Here is a 26224-nt window from a genome sequence, read left to right as displayed (position 1 = left end):
CCTATTGTTGTGCTTCTACTGGACGTTGATCGGGAATGTGTTCTGCGGGTTGAGTTTCGATTGCCGGTTCATTGTCCAATCCCGGTACAGGCAGATTTAAATTCGGTCCTTTGCGGATAATTCTGCTGCCGAAATACATCGCACAAACAAACAAAAAGCTGTAGACAACAGCAAAGAAGCTGAGGGAAACTAAAACATTGCTAGCGGGGATTGTCGATACAGCATCAGCAGTGCGAAGTTGACCGTACAAAGCCCACGGTTGTCTGCCGACACAGCGCACAATCCAACCCGATTCTACAGCAATATATCCCAGGGGAGCAGCTAAAATCCAAGCGCGCATCAGCCAACTTTGTCGGGCAATATTTTCAGCCGAAAGTTTGCCCCGCAGCCACTGAATTGTACTGAAAACCATCAGCGCTGCTAAGTAAAATCCGATCGCAATCATGGTGCGGAACGAGTAGTAGATTAAACCCACCATCCGGGGTCTATCTTCGGGTTTCCATTCCTTTAAACCGAGTACCGGTGCGGAAAGTTTTTCTTTGAATTCCAGAATGTATCCCAAAGCATTGGGAACTACAATTTCCCAGCTATTTTTCTGTGCTTTTTCGTCGGGAATTGCTACCAAACTCCAATTAGCAGCTTGTCCCGCCGCAGTTGTTTCCCACTGAGCCTCCATTGCTGCTAATTTTGCCGGCTGATAGTGATAAACTTGTTCGGCGCTCAAATGTCCGATGTATATCTGCAAAGGTGCGACGGCGATGGCTGTGGCGATCGCAATTTTTAACGACTTGGAAAAAAAGGCTTGGTTGCGCTTGTTGAGAATATACCAAGCGCTAATACCGCCAATCACAAACAGCGAAGTTTCTAGCGTCGCAAAAAACATATGAAGAATGCTGTTTAATGCGAAGGGGTTGAGAATTGCTTGAAAGTAATCGCTGACAATAAACTTGCCATTAACCATTTCTCCGCCCGCAGGAGTTTGCAGCCAAGAGTTAGCGACTAAAATCCAAACTGTGGATAGGTTAGCGCCGAAGGCTACCATGACTGTAGCGAACAAATGAACTAACGGGTGAACGCGCTCCCAACCAAACAGCATAATGCCTAAAAATCCGGCTTCTAGCATAAATGCCATGGAAGCTTCAAAGCCCAAAATACTCCCAAAAAAGTCACCTGTAACTTCGGCAAACGGTGCCCAGTTTGTGCCGAATTGAAATTCCATCGGAATGCCTGTTGCCACTCCGATTCCGAAGTTTAAGACATAAAGTTTAGACCAAAAACGAGCGTGGTGGTAGTAGTCGGGATTGCGGGTTTTTAGCCACATTCCTTCAACAATTACCAGATAAATTCCCATTCCAGTAGTTAGAACTGGCCACAGCATATGGAATATTGCCGTTAGCGCAAATTGCATCCGCGATAGCGCCACGGTGTTAGATAAGATATCCATGTTTTTATCCTTTGGTCAGTTCCAGATAGGTTTGTTTCCACGAGTTCAAGAATGGACACTGGTTATACTGTAGTGTAAAAAATTGTGACCTTTTGTAGAGTTGGCAATTTTTAAGGTTTTATACAGATTAGAGTTGTATTTTATAATACATTTACTTGAAAGAGGTACATTTGAATTTACTGTTGGGTGGGGGCGGGTTTGGGAGATTGTGGGTTTTAGGCAGTTATGGTTGATGAACCCGCCCCTACAAGATTGATGTTTGTTGATGGAGATGATTTTACCGAACGGTGACTGCATAAGTCAGTTCAAAGGGTTTAAAATTAGCTGCGTTTTTCGCTGTTCCGCTTAGTTCTAATTCATAAATCCCAGCTTTTGGAAATACGATATCTGCTCCGGGAATGCCTTGATATTTCTCGGCAGATATGGCTTTGAGAGGCGGCTGCATCAGCGGTTTATCCCCCTTTTTGTGATTTTTGGGGTAAACCGCTAATTGGCAATTGCACTGCTCTAACGGGATAATTTGACCGCCCCTGCGAGTCAGGGCAAACCACACTTTTGCAGGTTCTCCGGCGCGGGGGTTGTGGTTGGGTTCTAGGTGAAAGGTGGCCGCTACATCCCCCGATACTTCGACTTCGTGGGCGAAAACTGCGATTGAGTTAAATTGCGGCGCTGTCGGAATTGCGGCTTCGACTAGCAATCCGCAAAAAACTAATAATCCTAAAATTTTACTTTTGTTTGACAGGCGAAACATAGAACTTCTCTAGTGATAAGATTGACCAAAATAAGCGCGATCGCACAAACATAACTAACACCGCAATTAGCGCTAAAACGGCTGTCAACAGTTGATTTGGCAATTTCCATTCAAAACCGCCGAGATAGTGGGAACCGATGAGGGCTGCGTGAAGGGCGCACAGCAAGAAAGCTGGAACGCTTAACAGGTGAATTTGCCGCCACAGTTTGCCTAAATGATGTTGAATTCGATCGCAACTTGTAACTGCTGCGGGTATCATCAACAGCAGCGCCACTATCCCAGCCGCCATTCCCAACTGATGCTGCGGCAACATAAAAAATAGCGCGTCAAAATTCCATTGCAGCGTATGATCTAGCATATGAAATGTGTGGGCGACTGCGATCGCAAATCCTCCGACACCCAAAGCGCGGCGGTAGCGCAGCAGTTGCGGGAAAAACTGACTAATTGGACGGGCAATCAGTGCTAGGATTAAGCACAGTAGGGATGCGTGACCAGTCACATCAACCATTGCATCGGTTCGCAGCAGAGTAATTATGCCGATCGCCACTGTCACCCAACCGCCCGCACGAAAAAGTTGACTGCGTTTGTGGGCGCTGAATCTACCAGCAAAAAACCCCACTCCCAGCATAGTTGGCAGCGTGCCCATTCCAAATGCAAACATCGTTGCCGCACCGAAAATTGGGTTTCCGGTTTCCGCTGCTTTGATTTGCGCGGAGTATAGGAAACCGCAGGGAATTAAACCCCAAAGCAAACCCAAAGCTAATGGTATCCACCAGCTTTTTTGAGTTGAAATCTCGGTCATTGCATTGCTGATGCGATCGTGGGAAATTGGGTGCAATAATGGCAAACGCGGCAGCAAATTTGGTTTGATTTGTACCAATCCAAACCAAATTAGCATTGTACCTGTCAGAATTGCGATCGCCCGCCGCAATCCGCTACCCGTACCAGCCATTTGTCCGCCCGCAATTAATACCGAACCCAATCCGCCAATTGCAGCACCAATTAAGGCATAAGCCACCATTCTTCCCACATTTAATAGCAGATGAAAGCGCAGGGAAGCTAATTTATCTTTGCCCGCATTCGATAGAGAAAACCCCACTGTCAGCGGGCCGCACATTCCGGCGCAGTGGCCGAAACTGCCGAGAAATCCGACAGTGCTAATTAGCAGCAGGTCTAGCATTTTTAGTCAGTAGTTAGCAGTCGTCAGTGATTAGTTTTTTTACTGCCGATCGATGGATGACTGCTGACTATCATAAATGTAGCCGATCGATTTTGTCAAAAGACAGGCTGTCAAACTCCTTCCCAATCTCACCCATATCAAAATTCGTTGTTCGTCAACAACTGTCAACTGTCAACTGTCAACTGTTAATACTGTTCGCTAAAATCCCCAATATTTGATTAACTTGATTCAAAAAATACTCCAATAAATCTATTTGAATCGCCTGTCCGTCTAGCCTTAAAAACTTCCAAATCTCTCCGGTGGTCACAACTCCATAAATCCCCGATATCTGATTCCCTTCCCGTTCATTAAACAGTTGCGCTGCATACATTTCTGCAGCGCACTGACCCAAGCCTGCATTAATATTTTCCTTTTTGGCTTCCACAATCAAAATTATTGGCGCACTAATAATCAACAGTTCGGGCGATCGACTAATCAGAAAATCGCAACTGCCATTTAACCCCAAATCGCTGTCAACCGTAAAATCGACGCCAGAAAACAAACTGATGCGATCGGCAAAATGTCTAGTAAGTTCCAGCAAAATCGGCGCAATAATCATCTCCGATCGCGATTTCTCCGTATTGCTTGCCAGAGCAAAAGGAACATTGTACAGTAAAGTTTCTGTTAAATAATTGCTGGATTCCAAAGCAGGTACAGCAGAGAACAAATCTTGCCTCGGCGAAATCGTTAAATTCAAAGCTTTTTTGACGCTGGCTAAACTGAAGTCGCTGTAAGCCATACCTTATTACCCTGAATTTTTTACTTTCTGCCTTCTGCTTTCTGCATAATACCAAATCCTAGCAGAGGAAGGGGCGGGTTTAGGAGATTGTGGGTTTTAGGCAATTATTGTTGGTGAAACCCGCCCCTACAGACCAATAACAAATAACCAATAACAAATAACCAACAACCAATAACTACTTCTGTTCTGGATGCGCCGCCGCTGGAGAAGCTGCACCCATTTCATTAATAGCAGCAATTAGCTGATAAAGCCGCCCCGCATCCCGCTGGTTGAAATGCAAAACTAGGCGCGGCAAAGCGAAGGTTTCATCTCCGGCTTCGGCGGGCAGAGCTTTACTTTTTTCAATTTTTCCCGTAACCACAATATCGCTAAAATCAGTATTTAACCGATCGACATTATCGTCAGAAAGTTCAGTTTTCAAGCGAAGTACCAGTTTTCCATCCACGTAGCGGCAGGAGTGATAAACCAGATAAAAACTCCCGATCGCCTCACAAGCGACATTTATATCGTCTGTAATCGTATACAGGCTGCGATCGTCAGCAGAAATCAAACCCCTGCCCCGCAATTGTTTTTGCACAAAATAATTCCAATCAAGCCAATAATCTCCTCCGGGTCGATCGATCAAAACCAAAGGAGCAGGCCCAAACTTGCCCGTTTGAGTCAAAGTCAGACACTCAAAAGCCTCATCCAGAGTGCCGAAACCGCCGGGAAACAAAGCCAAAGCATCGCTTTCCCGCAGAAAGAATAACTTGCGGGTGAAAAAATATTTAAAATTGAGCAATTTGGAGTCGCCCGCAATGAAAGGATTAGAACTCTGCTCGAAAGGTAACTGAATGTTCAGCCCAAAAGAACGTTCAGCAGTCGCCCCCTCGTTCCCCGCCTGCATGATCCCCCCGCCGCCCCCAGTAATCACCATAAACCCCTGCTGAGCCATCGCCCGCGCAAAATCTCTGGCCATCAAATATTCCGGTGATTTGGGCGACACCCTCGCGGAACCAAAAATCACAATTTTGCGAACGTGGCGGTAAGGATAAAACATGGAAAAAGCTCTCTCCATATCTCGCAACGACGCCGCCATAATCTTCCAATCTAGGCGATCGAGATCCTCTCCAGCCATTTGCACTATAGTCGAGAGCGATCGTTCGATCCACTCAGAGTTCTTTAACTTTGGCAGGCGATCTATTAAATCGAGCACATCAGCTTGGAGGGACTCAAAACCTTGACCAAAACGAATCATGAATTTTTCCGAAACGGTAACAATTTGTCGCTACTAAAAATTAAGGGGCAAAAGCCAGATTTAGAAGCCAATAGCCACCAGCAAATTGCGCTGCTAGCAACTAATAACTTTTCCAGTAGCTTTGCCCCGGTTGTGAAGATAGTTAGCTTTCGCGGCCCAAAAAAACAGCCCGAAACCTCTGGCAGTTCGGTTAAATGTACTTTTCCAGAGTGTTGGCCAGAGTAGTTTTCGGAACTGCCCCAACCACCATATCAACCCGCTGACCGCCCTTAAATATCATCAGCGTCGGAATGCTGCGGATACCGTATTGGCTGGCGACGTTAGGATTCTCGTCGGTATTAACTTTTACTACCTTCACCTGCCCTTCATATTGCTGGGCAATTTCGTCTACGACGGGCGCCACCATCCGACAGGGCCCGCACCAGGGAGCCCAAAAATCCACTAGAACTGGAACTTCGCTATCGAGCACTTCCTGCTTAAAGGTAGAGTCGGTTACTTGCGCGGCTGCTGACATCCCTAGCCATCCTTGTAAATACTATTTCTCGGATAACAAGTTTAGCAAAAAGTGTCACCACTTGCGTCAGTCAATTTTACGATTTGAGATTTTAGATTTGAGATTTATAGCATTTCTCAGAAAGATGAGGTACTATCCGGCATAGGGCATAGGCCTCCGCGGGCATAGGGCATAGGCCCGCGCCGGGCATAGGCCTCCGCGGGCATAGGGGATAGGGGATAGGCCCGCGCCGGGCATAGGGGATAGGGCATAGGGGATAGGCCCGCGCCGGGCATAGGGCATACCTCATTTTTTTGAGAACGGCTATAGTTGCAGCGTTGAATCTGCCAGTTCAAACAAAAGTCTAAAATTCTGAGTTGTCGGGGGCTGCTATCGCTTTTTGGGTAGGAGCGACGATTTTAAGAGAAGGCTTCTGAAGGAATTCGAGAAATGGAAGTTAGAATTTGGCAAACGGCCGCCCAAAAATTCTCCCCCTCTCCCCCTCTCCCTCTCCCCCTCTCCCCCTCCCCCTCTCCGGATCGAACAGCCTTAACCCCGTACCTAGTCAGTAAAGGGGAGCGCTTGGGGTCAAAAAGGAACCGCCCGAACAGTAGTCCGGGCGGAGTGTGGTGTGAGGAGTGAACGGAAACATGCGTCTCCGCTTCTTATATTGTGACACCTACTTCTCGATAATTCCACAACATTCTGTAAATTTCGAGACGATCGCACAAATTTTGTCAAGGAGCGCTGGTATTCGATCGGTAAATCTACTTACCCATGCCCAACTGCTGAGCTTTTTGATAAACTTTACCCTCAGTCAGCAGAGAAGGAGCAATCACCACTTCCACTTGCTGCATCTCCTTAATATCCTTAGCGCCCAGAGTGCCCATGCTAGTTTTCAGAGCTCCGAGCAAGTTGTGCGTACCGTCATCGAGCAGCGCCGGGCCCCGCAAAATTTGCTCCACAGTACCCGTAGTCCCCACCCGAATCCGAGTGCCCCGCGGCAAAACCGGGCTCGGAGTCGCCATCCCCCAGTGAAAGCCGCGGCCCGGAGCTTCGGCAGCCCTGGCAAAGGGCGAACCAATCATCACTCCATCGGCGCCGCAGGCAATGCACTTGCAGATATCGCCGCCGGTAATTAAACCGCCGTCAGCAATCACCGACACGTATTTGCCAGTTTCGCGATAGTAGTCGTCCCGCGCGGCGGCGCAGTCTGCTACCGCTGTAGCTTGGGGAACGCCGACACCCAATACGCCCCTAGACGTGCAAGCAGCGCCCGGCCCGATGCCCACGAGAATGCCTGCGGCACCAGTTTTCATTAAATTCATGGCGACTTCGTAGGTGACGCAGTTGCCCAAAATTACGGGTATTGGCATCTCTTGACAGAATTGGCTCAAGTCTAAAGATGCGATCGACTCTGGGGAAAGAAAAGCTGTCGAGACTACAGTGGCCTGCACAAAAAATATATCGGCTCCAGATTCAGCAACTTTTAAGCCGTATTTGCTCGCACCGGCCGGGGTACCGCTGACGGCGGCAATCCCTCCTCCAGCTTTAATTTCTTTAATTCTGAGTTCGATTAATTCTGGCTTGATGGGTTCGGCATAGAGTTGCTGCATCAGGGAAACAAATTCGTCGTTCCCAACAGAAGCGATGCGCTCTAATATTGGCTGGGGGTCGGCATAGCGGGTTTGAATTCCTTCTAGGTTGAGCACGCCCATTGCTCCCAATTCCGACAGCAAAATGGCCATCCGCACATCGACTACTCCGTCCATGGCGCTGGCGATAATCGGGATTTCTCGATCGATCCCGCCAATTTGCCACTTGGTATCTGCCAAACTCGGATCGAGGGTACGCTGTCCCGGTACGAGGGCGATTTCATCTATGCCGTAAGCTCTGCGAGCGCTTTTGCCCCGCCCAATTTCAATATTCACGCTGTTTCACTTCCACAATGTATTTAAATTAGATTAACAAAAAGTTTAGTCGGACGGAGGGTAGCGATCGCGCGGCTGTGTTTAAAAAAAGTTCAACACTGAGTCTGATTATATGAAATCCAAGGAAATACTTTTCCTCAGCAACGGCCACGGGGAAGACGCGATTAACTGTCAAATTGTCCAAGCTTTGAGAACATCTGCCCCAGATGTTGAGGTTGCGGCGATGCCGGTGGTAGGTGACGGGGCTGCTTACGCGCGATCGAGCGTACCGACGATCGGGCCCACCAGTCCCATGCCATCTGGGGGAGTTTTTTACATGAATCCCCTGTTTTTCCTCAAAGATGTGAGGGCGGGGCTAGTTCGTTTGACTTTGCAGCAATTGCAGGCTACCCGTGCGCATTCGCAGCGCTGCGATTTGGTGGTGACGACTGGAGATATTGTCGCGGCGGGGTTCGCCCATGCCACAGGCCGCCCCTATATAATTTTTCTGTCAGCTCATTCAAGTTATTACGAAGGGGAAGTTTATTTAGGTTTCATCTTAAATTATTTGCTTTCCTCCGAGCAATGTCTGGCTATTTTCACTAGGGACGCTTTAACTGCTGCGGACTTAAACCAACAGGGTTTCAAGAAAGCCATATTTGTCGGCAATCCTGTCATGGACAACCTCATTCCTACTGGCAAGGATTTGCAGTTAAAGCCCGGAGTTAGGACGATCGCCCTTCTGCCCGGTTCGCGCCTCCCCGAAGCCACGGAAAACCTGATTTTGCTGCTAAATTTGGTCAAACAAATTGCTACTACTTCTACTGTACCAGTGCAGTTTCGGGCCGCCTTAGTTCCAAGTTTGATGCTGGAATTAGATGATATTGTGGCCAGATCCGGATGGATGCACCGAGAAGGAAAGTTAGTTTTTCAAGAAATCCAACCGCTGGTTAGCGAGCAAGAATCAACCGTGGAAGTAATTTGCTACTCTGATGCTTTCCCCGACATTTTGCAGCAATCTAATTTAGTAATTGGGATGACTGGAACCGCGATCGAACAAGCAGTCGGTTTGGGAAAACCTGTAATTACCATCCCCGGTAACGGCCCGTCATTTACCTATCGGTTTGCGGAGGCTCAAAATCGGCTTTTAGGTGATTCCGTGCAAGTTATTGGCACAGAACCAGCAAATCCTGAGATTCTTAAAGAAGCTGCTTTGGCAGTCGATCGCACTTTGCAAGACAAAAAATATTTAGAGACTTGCATTAAAAATGGCTTAGAAAGAATGGGTCAAGCTGGCGGCAGCTTAAAAATTGCTAATTACGTAACAAACTCTCTATAAAAAACCAGTTTTTTACAAAAAAAGGTTCGATCGTTCGGACTTGAGTCCTTCTTAAAGGTTCGATCGTTCGGACTTGAGTCCTTCTTAAAGGTTCGATCGTTCGGACTTCAGTCCTCAAAAAAAAGGTTCGATCGTTCGGACTTCAGTCCTCAAAAAAAAGGTTCGATCGTTCGGACTTCAGTCCTCATAAAACTAGAAAGGACTTGCATTCCTCACTACAAACCTATAGGGCGTATTTTACAGAACAGGATATGAGTCGCAATGACTTTATTGATTTTTCAACAACTCAGAAACAGTTTTAAATTCGTAACCTTTTGACTGCAAAGCCTTGACAATTATCTCAGTTGCTGCTACGGTTTTCGATCGCTCGCCCCCGCCGTCGTGCATCACCACAATCGAACCCGATCGCACATTATCAATCACCCGATTTGCGATATCCTCTACCGTGTGAGTTTTCTCATAATCTTGAGAATCCACATCCCACATAATCAATTTTTTGTGCATTTGGGAAACCAAATAAGACAAACCTACAAATCGCCGACCCCAAGGCGGCCGAAAACTGATCGTGTCCTGCTTCACCCCAAATTCCAGCAAAAGTTTGTCCGTTTTTTCAATCTCAGACAGCAAATATTCCCGGGGTTTAAACATCATATCTTTGTGAGAATAGGAATGGTTTGCCAACTCATCACCCCTCGCCACAATCATTTTCACAATTTCGGGATGTTTCTCAATATTGCGGCCGATTTCAAAAAAAGTTGCTTTAACTCGATAGCGGTCTAAGATATCTAAAAGCTGATTTGTATAGGGAGGATAGGGGCCGTCGTCGTAGGTGAGGGCAATAACTTTTGTTTCGGTATCGGCGCGGTTGATGCCGAAATAATTGTGAAATTTAGTAACGTTAATCAGCAGCGATGCTGCAAAAAATAATGCTATTGTGAACAGCAGAAACTTTTGTAAATTTTTACCTATTCGCATAGCTGGATGGAAGCTCGATCGAGCCTGAAAGTGGATTGCTGTCAGATTACCACAATTTGCGGCTGATGGCATAAGATCATTTTAGATTTTAGATTTTGGATTAAAGAATTAAAGAATTGAAGAATGACTTATTCTGTATGGGTTTGGATCGCGGGCCGAAAGTTGCATTTTTTGGGGAAACTGGCATTAAGCACGGGTAGCCCTTGTCAACTCTGCAAAAAAACGCCGGCAATAGTGCCGGCGCATACCTGTTGTTGAGGTTCAACGCTAAAAGATGGGAGAGAATACAGGTGAAAAGGACGATCGCGCCTGAAGAGATTTGAAGAGAGATCCGCCTAGATGGCGGCAGCGCGATCGCAAATTCCCGCATTTCAAGCTATACCCTCCACCAACAAAGTAATCTTGTCAATTCCCACCACATAAACCAGTTCCCCCGGTTTCAAAGTTATGCGTTTATTGCACTTAGCGGGCCACCAACTGCATTGAAAGCGGACGCTGCCGCATTCGCCCGGTCGAATTTCTTCTGCAACGATTGCTTCTTCAAAATAGTCAAAAAACATGATTGCTACTCCTAAAAATGGGTTGGGCTTCAGTTTTAAATGCGAACAGTTGATGCTGATATCGAAATATTTAAATTCGGCCTTCTACATAACTGCCGTTAAATCACACCAGCTTCAAACAAGCAAGAATGCAACTATATGTAAACTCCCAACCCCATTGTCATCAGTCATTCCCACTCAAAAACTCTAAAATCTAGAAGCGAAACTGGTATAGCAGTTCTCAATCGTTCGAGCTCTTCACCCATCAATTAACAATTTGTCAATCCTCCAATCTAAAATCTAAAATCCCAAATCTAAAATCGCAAGATGCTTGGCAATTACCCTTCAACAATCAGAGTCACATTGTTAATGGCGATGACTCGAACCGCGTCTCCAGGTTTAAAAGTAATTTCTTGGTCAGATGTTGCAGGCCACCAAGTGCTTTGGAAACGGACGCGACCTGATTCGCCCGGACGAATTTCTTCTGGGGCGATCGCTTTTTCGTCAGGGGCGATCGCCTTTGGTGCTAGATGAGTATGGGCTGTTTCTACATCACCTACAGTCACTTTTTCCTCACCAGCCGCCGTCTCTTCTCCTACAGGGATGCTGGAATTGTCCGCACCGCAGACGGCTGATTTTGCTTGATTAACACCGCCGACTTGTTCCTCATCAGCGAAGGCTAAGATTCCTTCTTCTTCTTCAACAAATCTGGCTTCTGCGACATAGTTAGTAGACATGGCGGATTGCTCCTGAAGATAGGTTTTGCTTAACTTTTGGAGGCAAAAAAGTCGCGCTTTTGCAGTCTGATAAAAGGGTCTGATTTTTCATTCCCATAATTGCGATCTGAGATTGAAATTCTGCATTTTACCAACCGATACAAACCCTCGACTTAACTTTTGAACATTCCCAAATTTTAGACTCTATTTCAAGCTATCAGATTCACGGCGGTGCAAGTAAATCTAAAATCGTTAGACGCTCGCCAAGCCCTCCGTCTCAAATCGAAAAATGGAAAATCTCAAATCTCAAATCGATGCTCTGACTCCCCACCAACAGAGTTTTTCCCAACTACGCTTCAACAATCAGAGTAATGTTGTCAAGTCCCACGACGCGAACCACATCACCGGGTTTAAAGGTTATTTGTCTATCGCACTTCGCAGGCCACCAAGTGCTCTGGAATCGGACGCGACCGAATTCGCCTGGACGGATTTCTTCTTCTACCACCGCTTTTTTCAAATGGCTGAGACTCATAACTTTAGGACTCCTGAGTGCAGATTAGTGGGATTCTTGAGAGGCAAAAACTTGCAGGGCTCGATTCGCTGGCTCGATCGGCAGCTAGGCTGCAACAATCAGAGTAATGTTGTCAATTCCGATGACGCGAACCACGTCACCCGGTTGAAAAGTCATCTCTTGCTCGGACTTGGCCGGCCACCAACTGTTTTGAAAGCGCACGCGGCCGGGCTCTTGAGGGCGGATTTCTTCATCGACGATCGCTTTTTCGGAATTGTCAAAATTCATGATTGCTTACTCCCGATTGTAGATTTGCCTTAACTTTCAGAATTGATCGCAAACGACGCTGCAACGATCAAAGTAATATTTTCAATTCCCACAACGCGAACCACCTCACCGGGTTCAAAAGTCATGTCTCGCTCGCACTTCGCCGGCCACCAACTGTTTTGGAAACGAACGCGGCCGCATTCTTGAGGGCGAATTTGTTCATCCACGATCGCTGTTTCCACATCGTTAATAGACATCGCTGCTTGCTCCTAAATATAAACTCGACTCGATCGGTGTGTAAGTTAGAAGCTTGTCTGTCAACTTCCCCTCCACACTCAACAGTATCCCCGGCCAACCTCGGCCGTGTCAGTCGGTAAAAGTCTATACAAGTCCACTGTTTGAGCGTGTAAGCGAGTCGGAAAAAGTCTGTTAGAGTTGTTTGATATAGGTAACGCTAAACCTGGTGACTAAATGGAAGCCGATCGTGCACTGGATTTTACCAACTCGTTACTTGTGGCTCGAAACCTGAAAACTCTCGACAACCTTGACAGCGCTATCTTTCGCGAAGCATGGATCGGAGTGCAAGGCAGGACGTACCAACAGGTTGCAGATAGTGAAGGATATGGAGTAGGGACTGTTAAGGATGCTGCCTCTAATTTGTGGAAGCGGCTTTCAGCTTTGTTTGGAGAAGGCGAAAAAGTTAAAAGAGACAACCTGCAAGCTGTAGTAGACAGATATTGGCGCAGCTACTCGAAACTAGAACCGCAGTCGGGGCAAATTGTTCCAGCCCAAGTTTCTCTCGGGCTAGATGCGGAGTTGGAAAGCGAAAATCCCAACTTTTTGGGCCGGTTCGGGGCGATCGAGGATCTCAATACTCTGGTAGCCCAAGGCGCTAAAGTGATTGTGATCCAAAGTGCCGGCGGTATGGGCAAAACGACTTTAGCCAGAGAGTACCTCAAATCTCAAGGGTTCGATCGAGTAATTGAACTGCTAATGGCAAAAGAGACAGAAAACCTCACAGCCCTGGAAAGTGCGATCGAAGAATGGCTAAAGCAAGACTTCCAAGAAGAACCAGGGCCAGACTTTGGTGTCACCCTCGGGCGGCTGAAGCGGCAGCTTCAGACTCTCAAAGTCGGCGTATTGATTGACAACTTGGAAGCCGCACTCGACGGACAAGGTAAGTTTATTGAGCCGCACCGGCTTTACGTGGAACTGTTGCGAGTTTTGGCTGACGCGGCGGTGCAGTCGGTAACGCTGATTACGAGTCGCGATCGACTTTGCGATTCTGACGTAACCGTCGAACACTACCTGCTTCCGGGATTGGATGTGGAAACTTGGCAGCAGTATTTTAGCGATCGCAACATCAAAATAGATCCTGTCGCCCTCGTGGAAATGCACAAAGTTTACGGCGGTAATGCCAAAGCCATGGGCATTCTTTGGGGGACAATCAGAGAAGATTTTGACGGAGATATGGCAGCCTACTGGCGTGAAAACAGCGACGATCCGCTGGTGGAAACCGACTTAAAAAATTTAGTTACCAGTCAGTTCAACCGCCTGCAAGAACTCGATGCCGAAGCCTATCAACTCCTCTGCCGCTTGGGCTGTTACCGCTATCAAGACGTGCCGACAGTACCTAGTGACGGACTTTTGTGTTTGCTTTGGGATGTACCCGAAGCCGGACGCCGACAAATCATTAAATCGCTGTTGCACCGATCGCTAGTCGAGTCTCAGAAAGGCGAATACTGGCTGCATCCAGCAATTCGCGAAGAAGCAGTCGATCGGCTCTCGCCCGCAGACTGGGAGAGTGCCAACCGCAAAGCAGCCGAGTTTTGGACAGAGAGCGTAGAGACTATCGAGACAGTAGAAGATGCCCTGAAAGCTTTTGAAGCTTACTATCACTACGTGGCAATTAGCTCTTTCGAGCAGGCCGCTAGCGTCATCCTCAAAAAAATCAATATCCAGTTTGCCAAAGATTACAAGCTCGGACGAGCGCTGTACAAACTAGGTTTCTTGCAGCCAATAATTTCAGCAACTACTCGCATCGTCAACAATGTGAGTTCTGACTATTATTTGAGCGGTCTTTACAGTATTTTAGGCGTTTCTTACCGGATATTGGGCGATATTAATCAAGCCATAGAATGTCACCAAATATCCGAAATAAAAGCAACTAAATGTTTGCAAAGTATAGCGAAAAGCAGCGAACCGGAAAACGGCCAACAAGCTAATCTAGAATTTTGGAAACTTAACGCTGCGATTAATATAGGTTTTTGTCAAATAGAAATGCGGGAATTAGAAGCAGCTATGGAGATATTTGTCAAGCTGAAAAAATCGCGGGAGGAAATCGGGATTATCGGGATTAACAGTTATTCGATCGAGGTCGGGTTAGCTTTTCTCAACTCCTGTGTCGGAGTCAAAAAAGCGGCCGAGGAACTCGCCGAGAAACTTTACGCCGATCGCGAAGAAAGTCAGTTGGTGGGTACGGGATACAAGTTAGTGTTTCTAGCAGCCACCTACAAAAACCTGGGAGACACAGAAAAAGCTTTGAGTTTGTACCGCCAAGCGATCGCCCAAGCCGACGAAAACCAGTACAGCACCGTCAAAGCCAAAGCTCTCAGCGGTATTGCCGCGCTGTACCGAGAACGGGGAGAATTAGACCGAGCCATGCAGCACCATGCAGAAGCAATAGAAATACTCGCTCTAGCCAGCGCTAAATTAGACCGAGCCGAAGCTTGCTATCAACTAGCCCTGACAGAACAAAAACTTGGTAACATCGAGCCAGCCCAAGAAAATTTTGACCGCGCAATTCAACTGTTCAGCGAAATGGACGCCAGCAAACAAGTAGAAAAAGTACAGTTAGCGGCGACCAAAAATCCCGAAAAAATACCTAATTAATCTAGAAACAAATGAAAAAAGATACAATAAAGCACAACAATAAAATTTCTAGACATGAAACTAAAACGATTGGGACACGTAGCCGTCTGCGTGCAAGACATAGAAAAGTCTGCTGAGTTCTACCTCAATTTGGGCATGGAGTTAGTCTGGAAAGATGCAGACTGGGCTTATTTGAAAGCAGGAGACGACGGACTGGCGCTGTTGAGTCCGAGTTACGACCAAGCAGGGCCGCATTTTGGGTTCGTATTTGACGATCGTACTGAAATGGAATCCGCCTACCAACAGCTCAAAGCCCAAGGTGTTTCCGTCACCCAAATTCACGAACACCGCGACGGTACAGCGTCTTTTTACGGCAGAGACCCCGACGGTAACGGTTTTGAGTATCTTTACGAGCCGGCGTGACGGTGATTGGGGCGATCGGGTGGGGCGATCGGGTTAAATCCCGGTAGGGTGCTTGTGGGCCTAGAAATCTCGTAGTTTGTAGGGTGCCGGGCCCGCACCGGTGGAGTTTTTATGGCTCCACGCACACCGCACCGATTGACGAGCGCGAGCTACTTTTGTTGCTAACGAGAGGCCGTTTTGATTCTCAACCCTCAATAACGGTTAAAAACCCGGTTTCTTTGTGGGCGAGTGCGTAAGCCCTAGATTGGTGAAGAGCGGCGCACCCTACAAATTGGTGAAGAGCGGCGCACCCTACAGCGGGACTGCGCCCCGACACTCAAGGCCAGTTGCGGACGGCCCGGAACCTCCGTACAACTGGTCGAATAAAGTGACGTATTGACACCGATGCTCCTACACTACGGTGCAGGCCCAGAATCCGAAATATATCCAGAACTTCCGAAAATCGGCTCGATAATCTAAAATCTAAAATCTAAAATCTAAAATCCTCATGTTGCAGAGAATACAAGTCAGAAACCGCTGGAAATCCATCTTCAAACCCTGGGAAGAAGCAGACCCTTGGCTGTTTGCCGCTTGCATCGGCCTCACCATCTTCGGCGGAATCATGATCCGCAGCGTCGAAATCAACCAGGGACTCATCGACTGGTGGCGGCACTGGGTAACTGGCGGAGTCGGTTTGTTGCTCGCCATCATCATTTCCCGCTGCCGCTACCAAATACTGATTCAGTGGAAATGGCCGATTTACATAATAATCAATTTGTCGCTGATCGCAGTCCGGTTTATCGGTACTACAGGGCTCGGTGCCCAGCGGTGGATCAATATCGGCGGCTTTTACCTGCAACCGTCAGAATTTGCCAAAGTAGGGATGATTATCACTTTAGCAGCTCTGCTGCACGACAAGACTGTCCCCACAGTGGGCGATATGTTGAAGATGCTGGCGATTATGGCCGTACCCTGGGGATTGATCTTTGCCGAACCAAATTTAGGTACTTCGCTGGTGTTTGGCGCGATCGCCATGGGGATGTTTTACTGGGGTAATGTCAATCCCGGCTGGCTGATTTTGCTGTTCTCTCCTCTATTCTCAGTTCTGCTCAACAACGTGTCTACACCGATTTGGATAGCTTGGGTAGTCGTTGCGGGTATTATTGCTTGGCGAAGCCTACCTTGGCCCTGGTTGGGGACTTTCGCTGCGGTGCTGGTGAACGTGGTTTCTGGACACGTCGGACATATTTTTTGGAATGTCCTCAAGGATTATCAAAAAATGCGCCTGACGGGCTTTTTAAACCCCGAGAAAGACCCTTTAGGCAGCGGATATCACTTGATTCAATCTCGGATTGCGATCGGGGCCGGGGAACTCAAAGGCAGGGGTTTGTTTCACGGAACGCAAACTCAGCTTAACTTTATTCCCGAACAGCATACGGACTTTATCTTTTCAGCGATCGGCGAAGAATTGGGCTTTATTGGCTGCGTTTGCGTGCTGTTGGTGTTCTGGATCATTTGTTTCCGGTTGGTGACGATCGCACAAACAGCTAACGACAATTTTGGTTCCTTGCTGGCGATCGGCGTACTGTCAATGTTAATTTTTCAGGTATTCGTAAATATTGGGATGAACATTGGCTTAGCTCCGGTGACGGGGATTCCGCTGCCTTTCCTGAGTTACGGGAATGCGTCGCTGCTGAGTAATTTTCTCGGACTGGGACTGGTGGAGTCGGTGGCGAACCAGCGACAGCGCAAGAAGCGTTGGAATTAGGTGATTGGTAATTGCTAATGGGTAATTGTTAATTGCCAATAGGTTTGATCGTTCGGAATGCGAGTCCTAATATTTTTTAAGGACTGAAGTCCTGACGGCGAACATCATAGGTTTTATCGTTCCGAATGCGAGTCCTAATATTTTTTAAGGACTGAAGTCCTGACTGCGAACATCATAGGTTTGTAGTCAGGACTTTAGTCCTAATATTTTTTAAGGACTGAAGTCCGAACGATCAAACGTAATAATGGTTATTTTACAGGACTAGATATGAGCCGATTACTCGTTCATATTCTTGTAAGTAGCAACAGCAGAAGGCGAACTCCGGTTTAAATAGCGGAATATCCAATACTTAAATACCGTATCCAAGATAACTGGAAACGTCGCAATGAACAGAAATATAAACTGCCTATTTTCTGGCAGTCCCAAATGCCTCGATAAACCTTCGAGAATTATTTCCCAACCGTGAGGCGAGTGGAATCCGACAAACACATCCGTAAACAAAATAATTACGAAAGCCTTAGCACTGTCGCTGAGCCCGTAAACCACATCGTCCATGAAAGACTTTAAAATCTCAATCTCTTTCTTGTTAGTGATGAGAATTGCGGCAAAGGCCATCAAGGAAATTAAATCGGCAAAAATATTTTTAATAGCTCCACCGCTTTCTGTGCGGTATTCCTCCGCTAGCTCAACTGCTTTCTCGGCAATCTTCTTTTCCGTTTCCTCTGAAGAAAGGGACGGAGCCGTGCCAATTAAGGTTTCAAATTTGAGGTGCTGCTCAAATCTCTCAAGTTCTTTGAAGGCTTCCTCTTCCAGGTCAACATTTATGAATAGTGGAGCATTTTGCTTGACTCTAAAATGGTCAACTACCGGCCCGACTATAAAGTTTTTGGAAATTTGATTCGTCAACAGCGGAACTAAAATCAAAAGCAAAATAAATCTCAGAGAAATGACTGTTTTTACTTTAGAGTTGCGGAAATTCTTAACTACGTCTTTTTCCGCTTCGGGATCTAACTCTTTAGTAATTCGATTCAAAGTTCCCAAAAGCGAGCGGGGTAATAAATTTACTTCTTCAGAGTTAGTATCAACTTCGCCAGCCTGAGTTTGATGAACCTTAGCTGCACCGTTATTTGCTTGAGGTTGAGAACTGCTTGTAGATTTCACCTGCAGTTTGACCGAACTGACAACCGGAACAATCGCAGTCGATCTACTATTATTAATATACTTGTCGATGACTCCATCAATAAACTCTAGCTTCTCAAATACAAGGGATGCTCGATCTTTATTCTCTAAACCCAATCGTTGCTGGTGGCGATCCGCGCTGGGTCCCGCCTGCGGTTTGGCCCCCACGCGATCGGGCAATTCCAAAAAAGAACGGCTAGCATTAAACTCAACCATTCTGGTTTGGATGACCTTGAGGTATTTTTGGAGTTCGGATTTAAAGTAAGACAGGGTGCTGTGTCCGTATTCTCCCGATCGATCGGAGATTGCTTTGCCGCCAAAATGCTCGTCTTCGATCGCCTTAATTGCCAGCGCAGCATCGTAAGCCTGTTCTAAGGCCCTGTCAGGCGTTTCTCTATACCACTGGTTAGCACTGTAGAGATATTTTACAAACCTGTTCCACGGAGAAGTGTTCATAACTCAAAGCTGGTTAGTTGGCTGTAGACATTAGTGATTAAAGTATTCATGGTATGGTAACAAATTTACATAAATTAGGAACCGCAGCCTCGGATTCAATTTGGATTGTTGGGGCTGCCAAAGCCGGCAAAACCGCTCGTCTAGTAGAGCAGTTCTGCATTTGGAGCCAAACCGTCAAGCCTTTGCCCGCAACAGTTTCAGGCCGCGGGCGTTCCGGGTGGCGGCGGGCGGGACAAACCGCCCCAGCAATTTTAGTCTTAGCAGCTAACGGGGACAACCGACTGGAATTTGCCGATCGCATTGCCGTCGCTACCCAAGGAAAATATGCCTTTCACTCCACCACACCCTTCGGCTTTTTTGAGCAGGAAGTATTGCTATTTTGGCCGCTGCTGGTTCAGTCGCTGGAAACACGGGCTCAATTTCCCCTGAGGCTGCAACCTGAAACAGAATTGGAACTTGCAGCGAGACTCTGGCGTCGCGAATTAGATGAAGGGATTTTGCAACAAACAGGGGTAAGTCCAAACCGAATGGTGCGTCGAACTCTAGACTTATTACAACTGGCTGCTGTCAGCGGTACGCCGAGAGAAGAAATTAAGAGCATTCTCGAACAGGGATTTGCCCGCGTGGGCGGCTCGAATAGCCTGTGGACTAGCATGGGAGAGTTGCTCGAAAGGTGGCGGGAATGGTGCTTGACGCGGGGGCTGCTGACTTACGGGATTGTTTGCGAACTCTACTGGCGCTATTTGTTGCCAAATGCCACTTACCAGCAGCAGTTGGCCTCTCGATACCAAGCTGTCATCGCCGATGATGTTGACGATTATCCGGCTATCAGCGGCTATTTGTTCGATCGAATGCTCGACAATGGTGCGGCGGGGGCCTTCTCGTACAATCGGGATGGAGGAGTGCGTTTGGGTTTGGGGGCTGATATGGAATACCTAGCCAGACTCGAAAGCCGCTGCAAAAGCGTGGAAAATTTGGACGCAAAAGCCGGTTTATCCTCAGAGATTGGGGAGTTGGCGGTAAGTTTGGCAGTGAATTCTGAGGGTTTTTATCCTTTAGGCTTGAGTTTGCCCGGATCGGTTCGATCGCTCGAAACCACGAACCGGGCTCAATTACTGCGAGAAACCGCCGAAATCATCGTGGATGCGGTGAAGTCAAAAGCCGTGGAACCGCAGGAAATCGCCGTAATTGCCCCTGGGATGGATGCGATCGCCCGTTACAGTTTAACGGAAATTCTCGCCCGAGATGGTATCGCCGCCGAATCCCTCAACGATCAGCGTCCTCTATCGACTACGCCAGAGATTCGAGCTTTGCTGACTTTGCTGGCGTTAGTTTATCCTGGACTAGGCCGTTTAGTCGATCGAGACGGCGCAGCCGAAATGCTGGTAGTCTTGGGAAGCCAGAAACAGCGCGAACCAGAAGACTCTAACCCCACTTTCCATCAAAAATCTCAAATCCAAAATCAAAAATCGATCGACCCGGTGAGAGCAGGTTTAATCGCCGATCACTGTTTTTGTCCAGATCTCGATCGACCTCAATTGCTGGCAATTACAGCCTTTCCCCGGTGGGACAGAGTGGGACACCGAGCCGCTGCGGGCTACGAGCAAATTGTCGAGTGGATCGAACAGCAGCGGTCGCAACAGCAAGAGCGGCTGTTGCCGAGTCCAATTGCGCTGCTCGATCGAGCGATCCAGAAATTTCTCATCAACGACAGATACCTGGCTTACGATCGGCTAGCGGCCCTGCGCGAGTTAATGGAAACCGCCGCCCACTACTGGGAAATACACGGGCGAATGCAGCGAGTAGAACCCACAAACGGCGGCGACTCAGAAACGATCGCCCGGTTCATCCAGTTGTTGCGCCAAGGAACCGTCACCGCCAACCCGTTTCCAGTCCGTTCCCAAGGCCCCGAAGCCCAAGCCGTCACCCTCGCCAACATCTTCCAGTACCGCAGCAGCCGCCGCGCCCACAAATGGCACTTTTGGCTGGATGCCGGCTCGCCCCTGTGGCTGAGCGGCGGTGCGGCGACATTGTTTGGCGCACCCTTATTTGTGCGATCGCAACTGGGGCGTCCCTGGGAAACCGAAGACGAAACGGCGGCCGACCAACAGCGGCTGCGGCGAATTCTGGTAGATTTGTTAAGTCGCTGTCGGGTACTTTACCTTTGTCACAGCGAACTAGCCGTCAACGGACAAGAGCAAACCGGGCCGCTTCTGCCTCTAATTAACAGCTCTGTTTCTTGTCAGCAGTCAGCATAAGGCATAAAATCTTATGCCTTCGGCATAAGGAAAGAAAAAATTATGACTGCAAAAACTTTCATTTTTTCCCTTGCTGGATAAATACATAGGGCAAACTCGAAGCCAAACTTCTAGCTGCGATCGGAATGCGGCGATATTAAAGTATACCCAAAACCGGCATCAAAACGTGCAATCATTAATATTTTTAGCTCAAAAGATGGCTGAGTTAAAAAATATCTATAGCCCTTGCAAATTAGATTGAGTATGCTAGAAATGAGCGAGATTATTAATCAATTTTAAGCCATAGTTGTGGCAACAAACTGATATTAATCAGTTCTTAAAGTTAATCGGGATCGTCGTTTAAAGGAGCCAAAATAATGCCCAGTGCAGTACCAGTTATTATAGTTGAGCCAACGCCAACTCCCGTGACAGAGCCAACTCCGTCGCCAGAACCAACTCCGACGCCAACCCCGACGCCAACCCCAACTCCGACGCCGACTCCGACGCCAACTCCCTCCGACGACACATTTGGCGGCATAGACGACACATTGGGAGGAGGCAGTACCGGACCGGCAATCATCGGCGGCATCGTCCGGGGCACGGACACCAACGACTCCTTAGTTGGCAGTCCCGGGCCCGACGTGATTTCCGGGCTGCAAGGCAACGACAACCTGCAAGGAGCAGGCGGCGACGATTTATTATTTGGCAACGATGAGGACGACGTGCTGTTCGGCGGGCCCGGCAACGACGTACTCGACGGTGGCTCAGGACTAGATACTCTGTACGGAGGCAAAGGCAGCGACTCCCTAGATGGGGGAAATAACCCCGACTTGCTGTACGGCAATGATGCCAACGACACGGTAATCGGAGGCGAAGGCAAAGACACGGCTTACGGCGGCAAAGGCCCCGACAGCTTGCGCGGCGGAGCGGGCGACGATAGTATTTTGGGCGATCGCGGCGATGACGTGCTGTGGGGCGATCAAGGTAATGACTCGCTCTTCGGCGGCGAGGGCGAAGACTTGCTATTTGGCAACGAAGGAGGCGACTGGCTCTACGGCAATGCCGGCGCGGACACAATTTTTACCGGCGACGGCGACGACATCGTGTTCGGCGGTGTCGGGGACGACATCGTGGACGGCGGTGCTGGCAACGACGTGCTTTGGGGCGAAGCAGGCAAAGACATAGTGGCAGGAGGCGAAGGTAAAGATGTCTTCGTCATCGGTGTCTTCAGTTCCCCCAGCGGCAGCAGCAACGGCACTAACCCGGCATTTCTCACCACAGGCGGCCCCGATATCGCCGATGCCGACATTTTCACAGACTTTCGCCAAGGCGAAGATGCGATCGGGCTGAGCGGCGACCTCAAGTTTGAAGATTTGGTAATCTTCCAAAGCACCGACAGCAAAGCCGGCAGCACGATTATTCGCAACGGCGTCAGCGGCGACTTTTTAGCAGTATTGCCCGGAGTGGACAGCAGAACCCTGGGACGCAGCTCATTTGTAATTGCCCCCACAGTTCCCGGCAGCGCGACGCCTCTCCCCCTGCCGACGCCGAGTCCAACGCCGACATCAAGTCCGACGCCGACAGCAAGTCCGACACCTACTCCGACAGACAGTCCGACACCGACACCGACATCAAGTCCGACACCTACTCCGACATCAAGTCCGACGCCGACATCAAGTCCGACGCCGATGTTCCCGACGCCGACATCAAGTCCAACGCCGATATTCCCGACGCCGACACCGACACCGACGGCGCCTTCTCCGATACCGGTCAATCAGCTTCCAGTCGCAGTTAACGACAACTTCACCACGGTTTCAGGTCAAGGTCTCACTTTCAACGTTCTGTTGAACGACACCGATGCGGACAAGAACGCTCTGACTGTTACGACTTTTACTCCAACAGCCAAAGGGACTCTGACTCCCTTGGGCGGTGGCGACTTCAAATACACCCCGAATGCTGGCTTCTCTGGTACTGACAGCTTCAGCTACTCGATCTCAGACGGCAACCGCGGCACTGCTCAAGCGGTAGTAACTATCAACGTCAGCAACCCGCCGCAGCTAGTAATTAACGACGGTGTGGTGGTTGCCAAAAGTTCTCCTACTCAGACAATCACCGCCGCCGATTTGTTGGTAACAGATCCCGACAACACGCCGTCGGAAATCGTTTACACGATTACCAAAGCCCCCGACGCTACCAGAGGTTTTGTGCAAAGGGGCAGTACCTTTCTCAACGTCGGCGGCAAATTCACCCAAGACGATATCAACAACAACATCGTCAAATACAACTTGCTGGCGGCTGGCGGCAGCGACAGTTTCACGTTTACAGCCTCCGACGGATCTTCCAAGATCGGGCCGGCATCCTTCAGCATCACGGTGGTAGATAATATTGTCGATCGCACCGCACTTCCTGCCAGCAGCTTTACAGGCAGCAACATCAGCGACTACATCATCGGCGGGGCAGGCAACGATACCATAAGCGGCGGTGCGGGGGACGACATCCTCGACGGCAGGGGCGGCGACGACCTCCTATCGGGTGATGCAGGCAACGATTCGCTGCTGGGTTCGATCGGCAACGACAACCTCGACGGCGGACTGGGCAACGACACCATCAATGGCGAAGACGGCATAGATTCGCTAACCGGCGGGCTGGGCAACGATTTGATGTTCGGCGGCAATGACAATGACATCATCTCGGGCGGTGACAACGGCGACACCATTGACGGCGGAACAGGCAATGACTCGATATTGGGAGAAGCCGGCGAGGACTCGATACTTGGAGGCACCGGCACCGACACATTATTGGGTGGAATTGGTGACGACACTCTCGACGGCGGTGCAGGCGACGACATCCTCGACGGCAGCATCGGCAGAGACTTGCTCGACGGCGGTATCAATAACGATTCCCTCGTCGGAGGCGACAGCGAAGACACGATTTTGGGTGGAGAAGGCAGCGACACCGGACTCGGAGGTGCGGGCAACGACTATATGTTGGGCGAGGGCGGCAGCGACTCCCTGTTGGGCGAAGCGGGCGACGACACCGTAGACGGCGGCGCCGGCAGCGACTGTCTCAGCGGCGCCTTCGGCAACGACTTGGTATTGGGTGGCGATGACAATGACTCGCTTTCCGGCGGTGCGGGCAATGATATTTTGGGCGGCGGTGCCGGTTCTGACTTGCTCACCGGCGATGCTGGCAATGATTTCTTCTACTACGAAACTCCGAGTGAAGGTGTGGATATCATTGCTGACTTTAACGCCAATGGTACCGGGACTGACAGATTCTTGTTCAGGTCATCAAATTTTGCAGGTTTAACCAACTCGGGAACTACTAACGATTTCACCAGTTTTATCGTCAGGAATATCGGCAGCGGTGGCGACAGCATCAGCAAGCAAGAAGTGATTTTGTTTGAATCTAAATTTGACAACGCTCAAGCAATCAATGCAGTGTTGAAGAATCAAAACGGTTCGAGCAAAACAGGAGCTTTCTTCGTGTACCTGAACAATACTTTTAACCAGTATGTTCTCGGCTTTGACCCGAATGTGGCAGACGACAGTCTCCCAGCTTTCGATTTGGCAGTGTTGAATTCTATTCCTACAGTGCCGGGAGCTCTGAGCACCGTCATTACTGCCTCTGACTTTAAGTTTATTTAGTAGTTTTTGAGTAGCGTCGCAAGGAGTCGGAACAATGCCCAGTGCAGTACCAGCAATTATTGTCGAAACGATGACTGAGCCTACGCCGTCGCCGGGGACTTCTCCGTCGATGGGGACAACTCCGTCGATGGGGACAACTCCGTCGATGGGAACAACTCCGTCGATGGGGACAACTCCATCGATGGGGACAACTCCGTCGATGGGAACAACTCCGTCGATGGGGACAACTCCATCGATGGGGACTGGCCCGGGGATTTCGATCGTACCCGTGGTTAGACCAACTCCGACTGTACCCACCCCTCCCCCAGAGCCTGTTTTTGTCGATGGCGTAGTTGTCGCCAATGACGGGAATAACTATTTAATCGGCAGCTTGTTCAACGACACGATTTCCGCGCGCGACGGGGACGACACGATTCTGGGTCGGGACGGGGACGATATCATCAGGGGTGAAGACGGCAACGATTATCTCAACGGTGGCGCTGGTAAAGATATCGTTGAAGGCGGGCGCGGTAATGACACTGCGCGGGGCGGCAAAGGCGATGACTTGGTTTCTGGCGACCAGGGCAACGATGTAGCTTTTGGCGACCAGGGCAATGATATTGTCTTGGGCTCGGAAGGCAACGATACGCTGTACGGCGGTAAAGGCAATGACTGTCTGCGCGGAGGTGCGGAAGATGACCTGATTTTTGGCGACAAGGGTAGTGACACTGTTTTTGGCGACACGGGCAATGACTGCCTGATCGGCGCTGCGGGCAATGATATTCTTTTGGGCGCAGACGGCGGGGATGTCATCAGCGGCGGTGTTGGTAACGATACTGGTGAGGGTGGCGAGGGTGATGACCTGCTATTTGGAGGAGATGGCAATGATTCTCTGTCTGGAGATGCTGGGGATGATATTCTTACGGGCGATCGCGGGTCTGATACTCTGACAGGAGGCGACGGTTCGGATATCTTTGTTCTCGGTAGGGTTGGTACGTCGGTTTCTAGTAACGGGTTTCTGACTACTGGCGGCCGCGACATCGGTGATGCTGATTTAATCAGAGATTTTAAGGCGGGAGATTCGATCGGTCTGGCTGGAGGTCTTAACTTTACACAGTTAGAGATATTCCAGGGTCAAGGCTCGAATTCGAGCAACACGATTATTCGGGACAGGCAAACTGGCGAATTTTTGGCGGTGTTGATTGATGTTCGATCGAACTCGCTAGATGAATCTAGGTTCACTACAGCTCAAATACCGCGCGTAGACGACAATCCCTTCACAATTCAGGGGACAACTGCTTCTGGTGCTGCATCGCCCGGGACAACTGCTTCTGGTGCTGCATCGCCCGGGACAACTGCTTCTGGTGCTGCATCGCCCGGGACAACTGCTTCTGGTGCTGCATCGCCCGGGACAACTGCTTCTGGTGCTGCATCGCCCGGGACAACTGCTTCTGGTGCTGCATCGCCCGGGACAACTGCTTCTGGTGCTGCATCGCCCGGGACAACTGCTTCTGGTGCTGCATCGCCCGGGACAACTGCTTCTGG

20 protein-coding genes and 1 pseudogene are annotated in these 26224 nt (G+C 49.1%); 7 read left to right on the top strand and 14 right to left on the bottom strand.

Annotated elements, in window-relative coordinates; translation table 11 throughout:
• Position 1: 1 nt before the first annotated feature.
• The 7 genes from QUB63_RS25815 to QUB63_RS25785 form a co-directional block, all read right to left on the bottom strand.
• Positions 2-1444 carry a cytochrome ubiquinol oxidase subunit I gene (locus QUB63_RS25815; RefSeq protein WP_332948209.1) on the bottom strand — a complete coding sequence of 481 codons (1443 nt, stop codon included), beginning with the start codon at positions 1442-1444 and terminating at the stop codon, positions 2-4.
• A gap of 277 nt (positions 1445-1721) precedes the next feature.
• Positions 1722-2195, bottom strand: a complete 474-nt coding sequence (locus QUB63_RS25810; RefSeq protein WP_332948208.1) for a hypothetical protein — start codon at positions 2193-2195, stop codon at positions 1722-1724.
• Positions 2170-3375 (bottom strand): urease accessory protein UreH domain-containing protein, encoded by a 1206-nt coding sequence (locus tag QUB63_RS25805; protein WP_332948207.1) that lies wholly within the window; start codon positions 3373-3375, stop codon positions 2170-2172. Before QUB63_RS25805 ends, QUB63_RS25810 begins: the two co-directional genes overlap by 26 nt.
• Positions 3376-3553: 178 nt before the next feature.
• Entirely contained in the window at positions 3554-4153 is a 600-nt protein-coding gene (locus tag QUB63_RS25800) for a hypothetical protein (protein ID WP_332948206.1), read from the bottom strand.
• Between the two features lie 175 nt (positions 4154-4328).
• Positions 4329-5390, bottom strand: coding sequence for an LOG family protein (locus QUB63_RS25795; protein WP_332948205.1), 1062 nt, complete (start codon positions 5388-5390; stop codon positions 4329-4331).
• A 190-nt stretch (positions 5391-5580) separates the two neighbouring features.
• Positions 5581-5904 carry a thioredoxin gene (gene trxA / locus QUB63_RS25790; RefSeq protein WP_006631199.1) on the bottom strand — a complete coding sequence of 108 codons (324 nt, stop codon included), beginning with the start codon at positions 5902-5904 and terminating at the stop codon, positions 5581-5583.
• 746 nt (positions 5905-6650) lie between these two features.
• Positions 6651-7814 (bottom strand): GuaB3 family IMP dehydrogenase-related protein, encoded by a 1164-nt coding sequence (locus QUB63_RS25785; protein WP_332948204.1) that lies wholly within the window; start codon positions 7812-7814, stop codon positions 6651-6653.
• Between the two features lie 112 nt (positions 7815-7926).
• On the opposite strand from QUB63_RS25785, the gene QUB63_RS25780 reads away from it, so the two are divergent.
• Positions 7927-9132, top strand: a complete 1206-nt coding sequence (locus QUB63_RS25780) for a lipid-A-disaccharide synthase-related protein (protein ID WP_332948203.1) — start codon at positions 7927-7929, stop codon at positions 9130-9132.
• Between the two features lie 267 nt (positions 9133-9399).
• Here the strand turns inward: QUB63_RS25780 and QUB63_RS25775 are convergent, their stop codons facing one another.
• The 6 genes from QUB63_RS25775 to QUB63_RS25750 form a co-directional block, all read right to left on the bottom strand.
• Positions 9400-10179, bottom strand: a complete 780-nt coding sequence (locus tag QUB63_RS25775; protein ID WP_332948202.1) for a polysaccharide deacetylase family protein — start codon at positions 10177-10179, stop codon at positions 9400-9402.
• A gap of 299 nt (positions 10180-10478) precedes the next feature.
• Entirely contained in the window at positions 10479-10667 is a 189-nt protein-coding gene (locus QUB63_RS25770; protein WP_332948201.1) for an NfeD family protein, read from the bottom strand.
• Positions 10668-10984: 317 nt separating this feature from the next.
• On the bottom strand, positions 10985-11383 hold the full coding sequence (locus QUB63_RS25765; RefSeq protein ID WP_332948200.1) for an NfeD family protein: 399 nt from the start codon (positions 11381-11383) through the stop codon (positions 10985-10987).
• Positions 11384-11711: 328 nt separating this feature from the next.
• On the bottom strand, positions 11712-11894 hold the full coding sequence (locus QUB63_RS25760; RefSeq protein WP_332948199.1) for an NfeD family protein: 183 nt from the start codon (positions 11892-11894) through the stop codon (positions 11712-11714).
• Positions 11895-11978: 84 nt separating this feature from the next.
• Positions 11979-12161: an NfeD family protein gene (locus QUB63_RS25755; protein WP_332948198.1), complete on the bottom strand. Its 183-nt coding sequence runs from the start codon at positions 12159-12161 to the stop codon at positions 11979-11981.
• Between the two features lie 29 nt (positions 12162-12190).
• Positions 12191-12397, bottom strand: coding sequence for an NfeD family protein (locus QUB63_RS25750; RefSeq protein WP_332948197.1), 207 nt, complete (start codon positions 12395-12397; stop codon positions 12191-12193).
• 214 nt (positions 12398-12611) lie between these two features.
• Here QUB63_RS25750 and QUB63_RS25745 point away from each other — a divergent pair, with 214 nt between their 5' ends.
• The 3 genes from QUB63_RS25745 to rodA all read left to right on the top strand — a co-directional run bounded on the left by QUB63_RS25745 (position 12612) and on the right by rodA (position 17181).
• Positions 12612-15032 (top strand): tetratricopeptide repeat protein, encoded by a 2421-nt coding sequence (locus QUB63_RS25745; protein WP_332948196.1) that lies wholly within the window; start codon positions 12612-12614, stop codon positions 15030-15032.
• A 54-nt stretch (positions 15033-15086) separates the two neighbouring features.
• Positions 15087-15434, top strand: coding sequence for a VOC family protein (locus QUB63_RS25740; RefSeq protein WP_332948195.1), 348 nt, complete (start codon positions 15087-15089; stop codon positions 15432-15434).
• Positions 15435-15921: 487 nt separating this feature from the next.
• A complete protein-coding gene (gene rodA, locus QUB63_RS25735; RefSeq protein ID WP_332948194.1) occupies positions 15922-17181 on the top strand; it encodes a rod shape-determining protein RodA in 1260 nt (419 codons plus the stop codon).
• 276 nt (positions 17182-17457) lie between these two features.
• On the opposite strand, the gene QUB63_RS25730 is transcribed toward rodA, so the two are convergent.
• The gene (locus QUB63_RS25730) at positions 17458-18816 is read right to left on the bottom strand and encodes a proton extrusion protein PcxA (RefSeq protein WP_332948193.1); all 1359 of its coding nucleotides are present in this window, start codon (positions 18814-18816) and stop codon (positions 17458-17460) included.
• Positions 18817-18869: 53 nt separating this feature from the next.
• On the opposite strand from QUB63_RS25730, the gene QUB63_RS25725 reads away from it, so the two are divergent.
• The 3 genes and pseudogenes from QUB63_RS25725 to QUB63_RS25715 all read left to right on the top strand — a co-directional run.
• Positions 18870-21074 (top strand): recombinase family protein, encoded by a 2205-nt coding sequence (locus tag QUB63_RS25725; protein WP_332948191.1) that lies wholly within the window; start codon positions 18870-18872, stop codon positions 21072-21074.
• Between the two features lie 356 nt (positions 21075-21430).
• The gene (locus QUB63_RS25720; RefSeq protein WP_332948190.1) at positions 21431-24700 is read left to right on the top strand and encodes an Ig-like domain-containing protein; all 3270 of its coding nucleotides are present in this window, start codon (positions 21431-21433) and stop codon (positions 24698-24700) included.
• Positions 24701-24734: 34 nt separating this feature from the next.
• Positions 24735-26224: pseudogene (locus QUB63_RS25715) on the top strand (calcium-binding protein); the annotation flags it as partial.

The organism is Microcoleus sp. ARI1-B5 (genome assembly GCF_036705795.1).
GTDB lineage: Bacteria > Cyanobacteriota > Cyanobacteriia > Cyanobacteriales > Microcoleaceae > Microcoleus.
The sequence above is the reverse complement of the archived record's forward strand: the minus strand, read 5'-3'. Positions and strand labels throughout refer to the sequence as shown.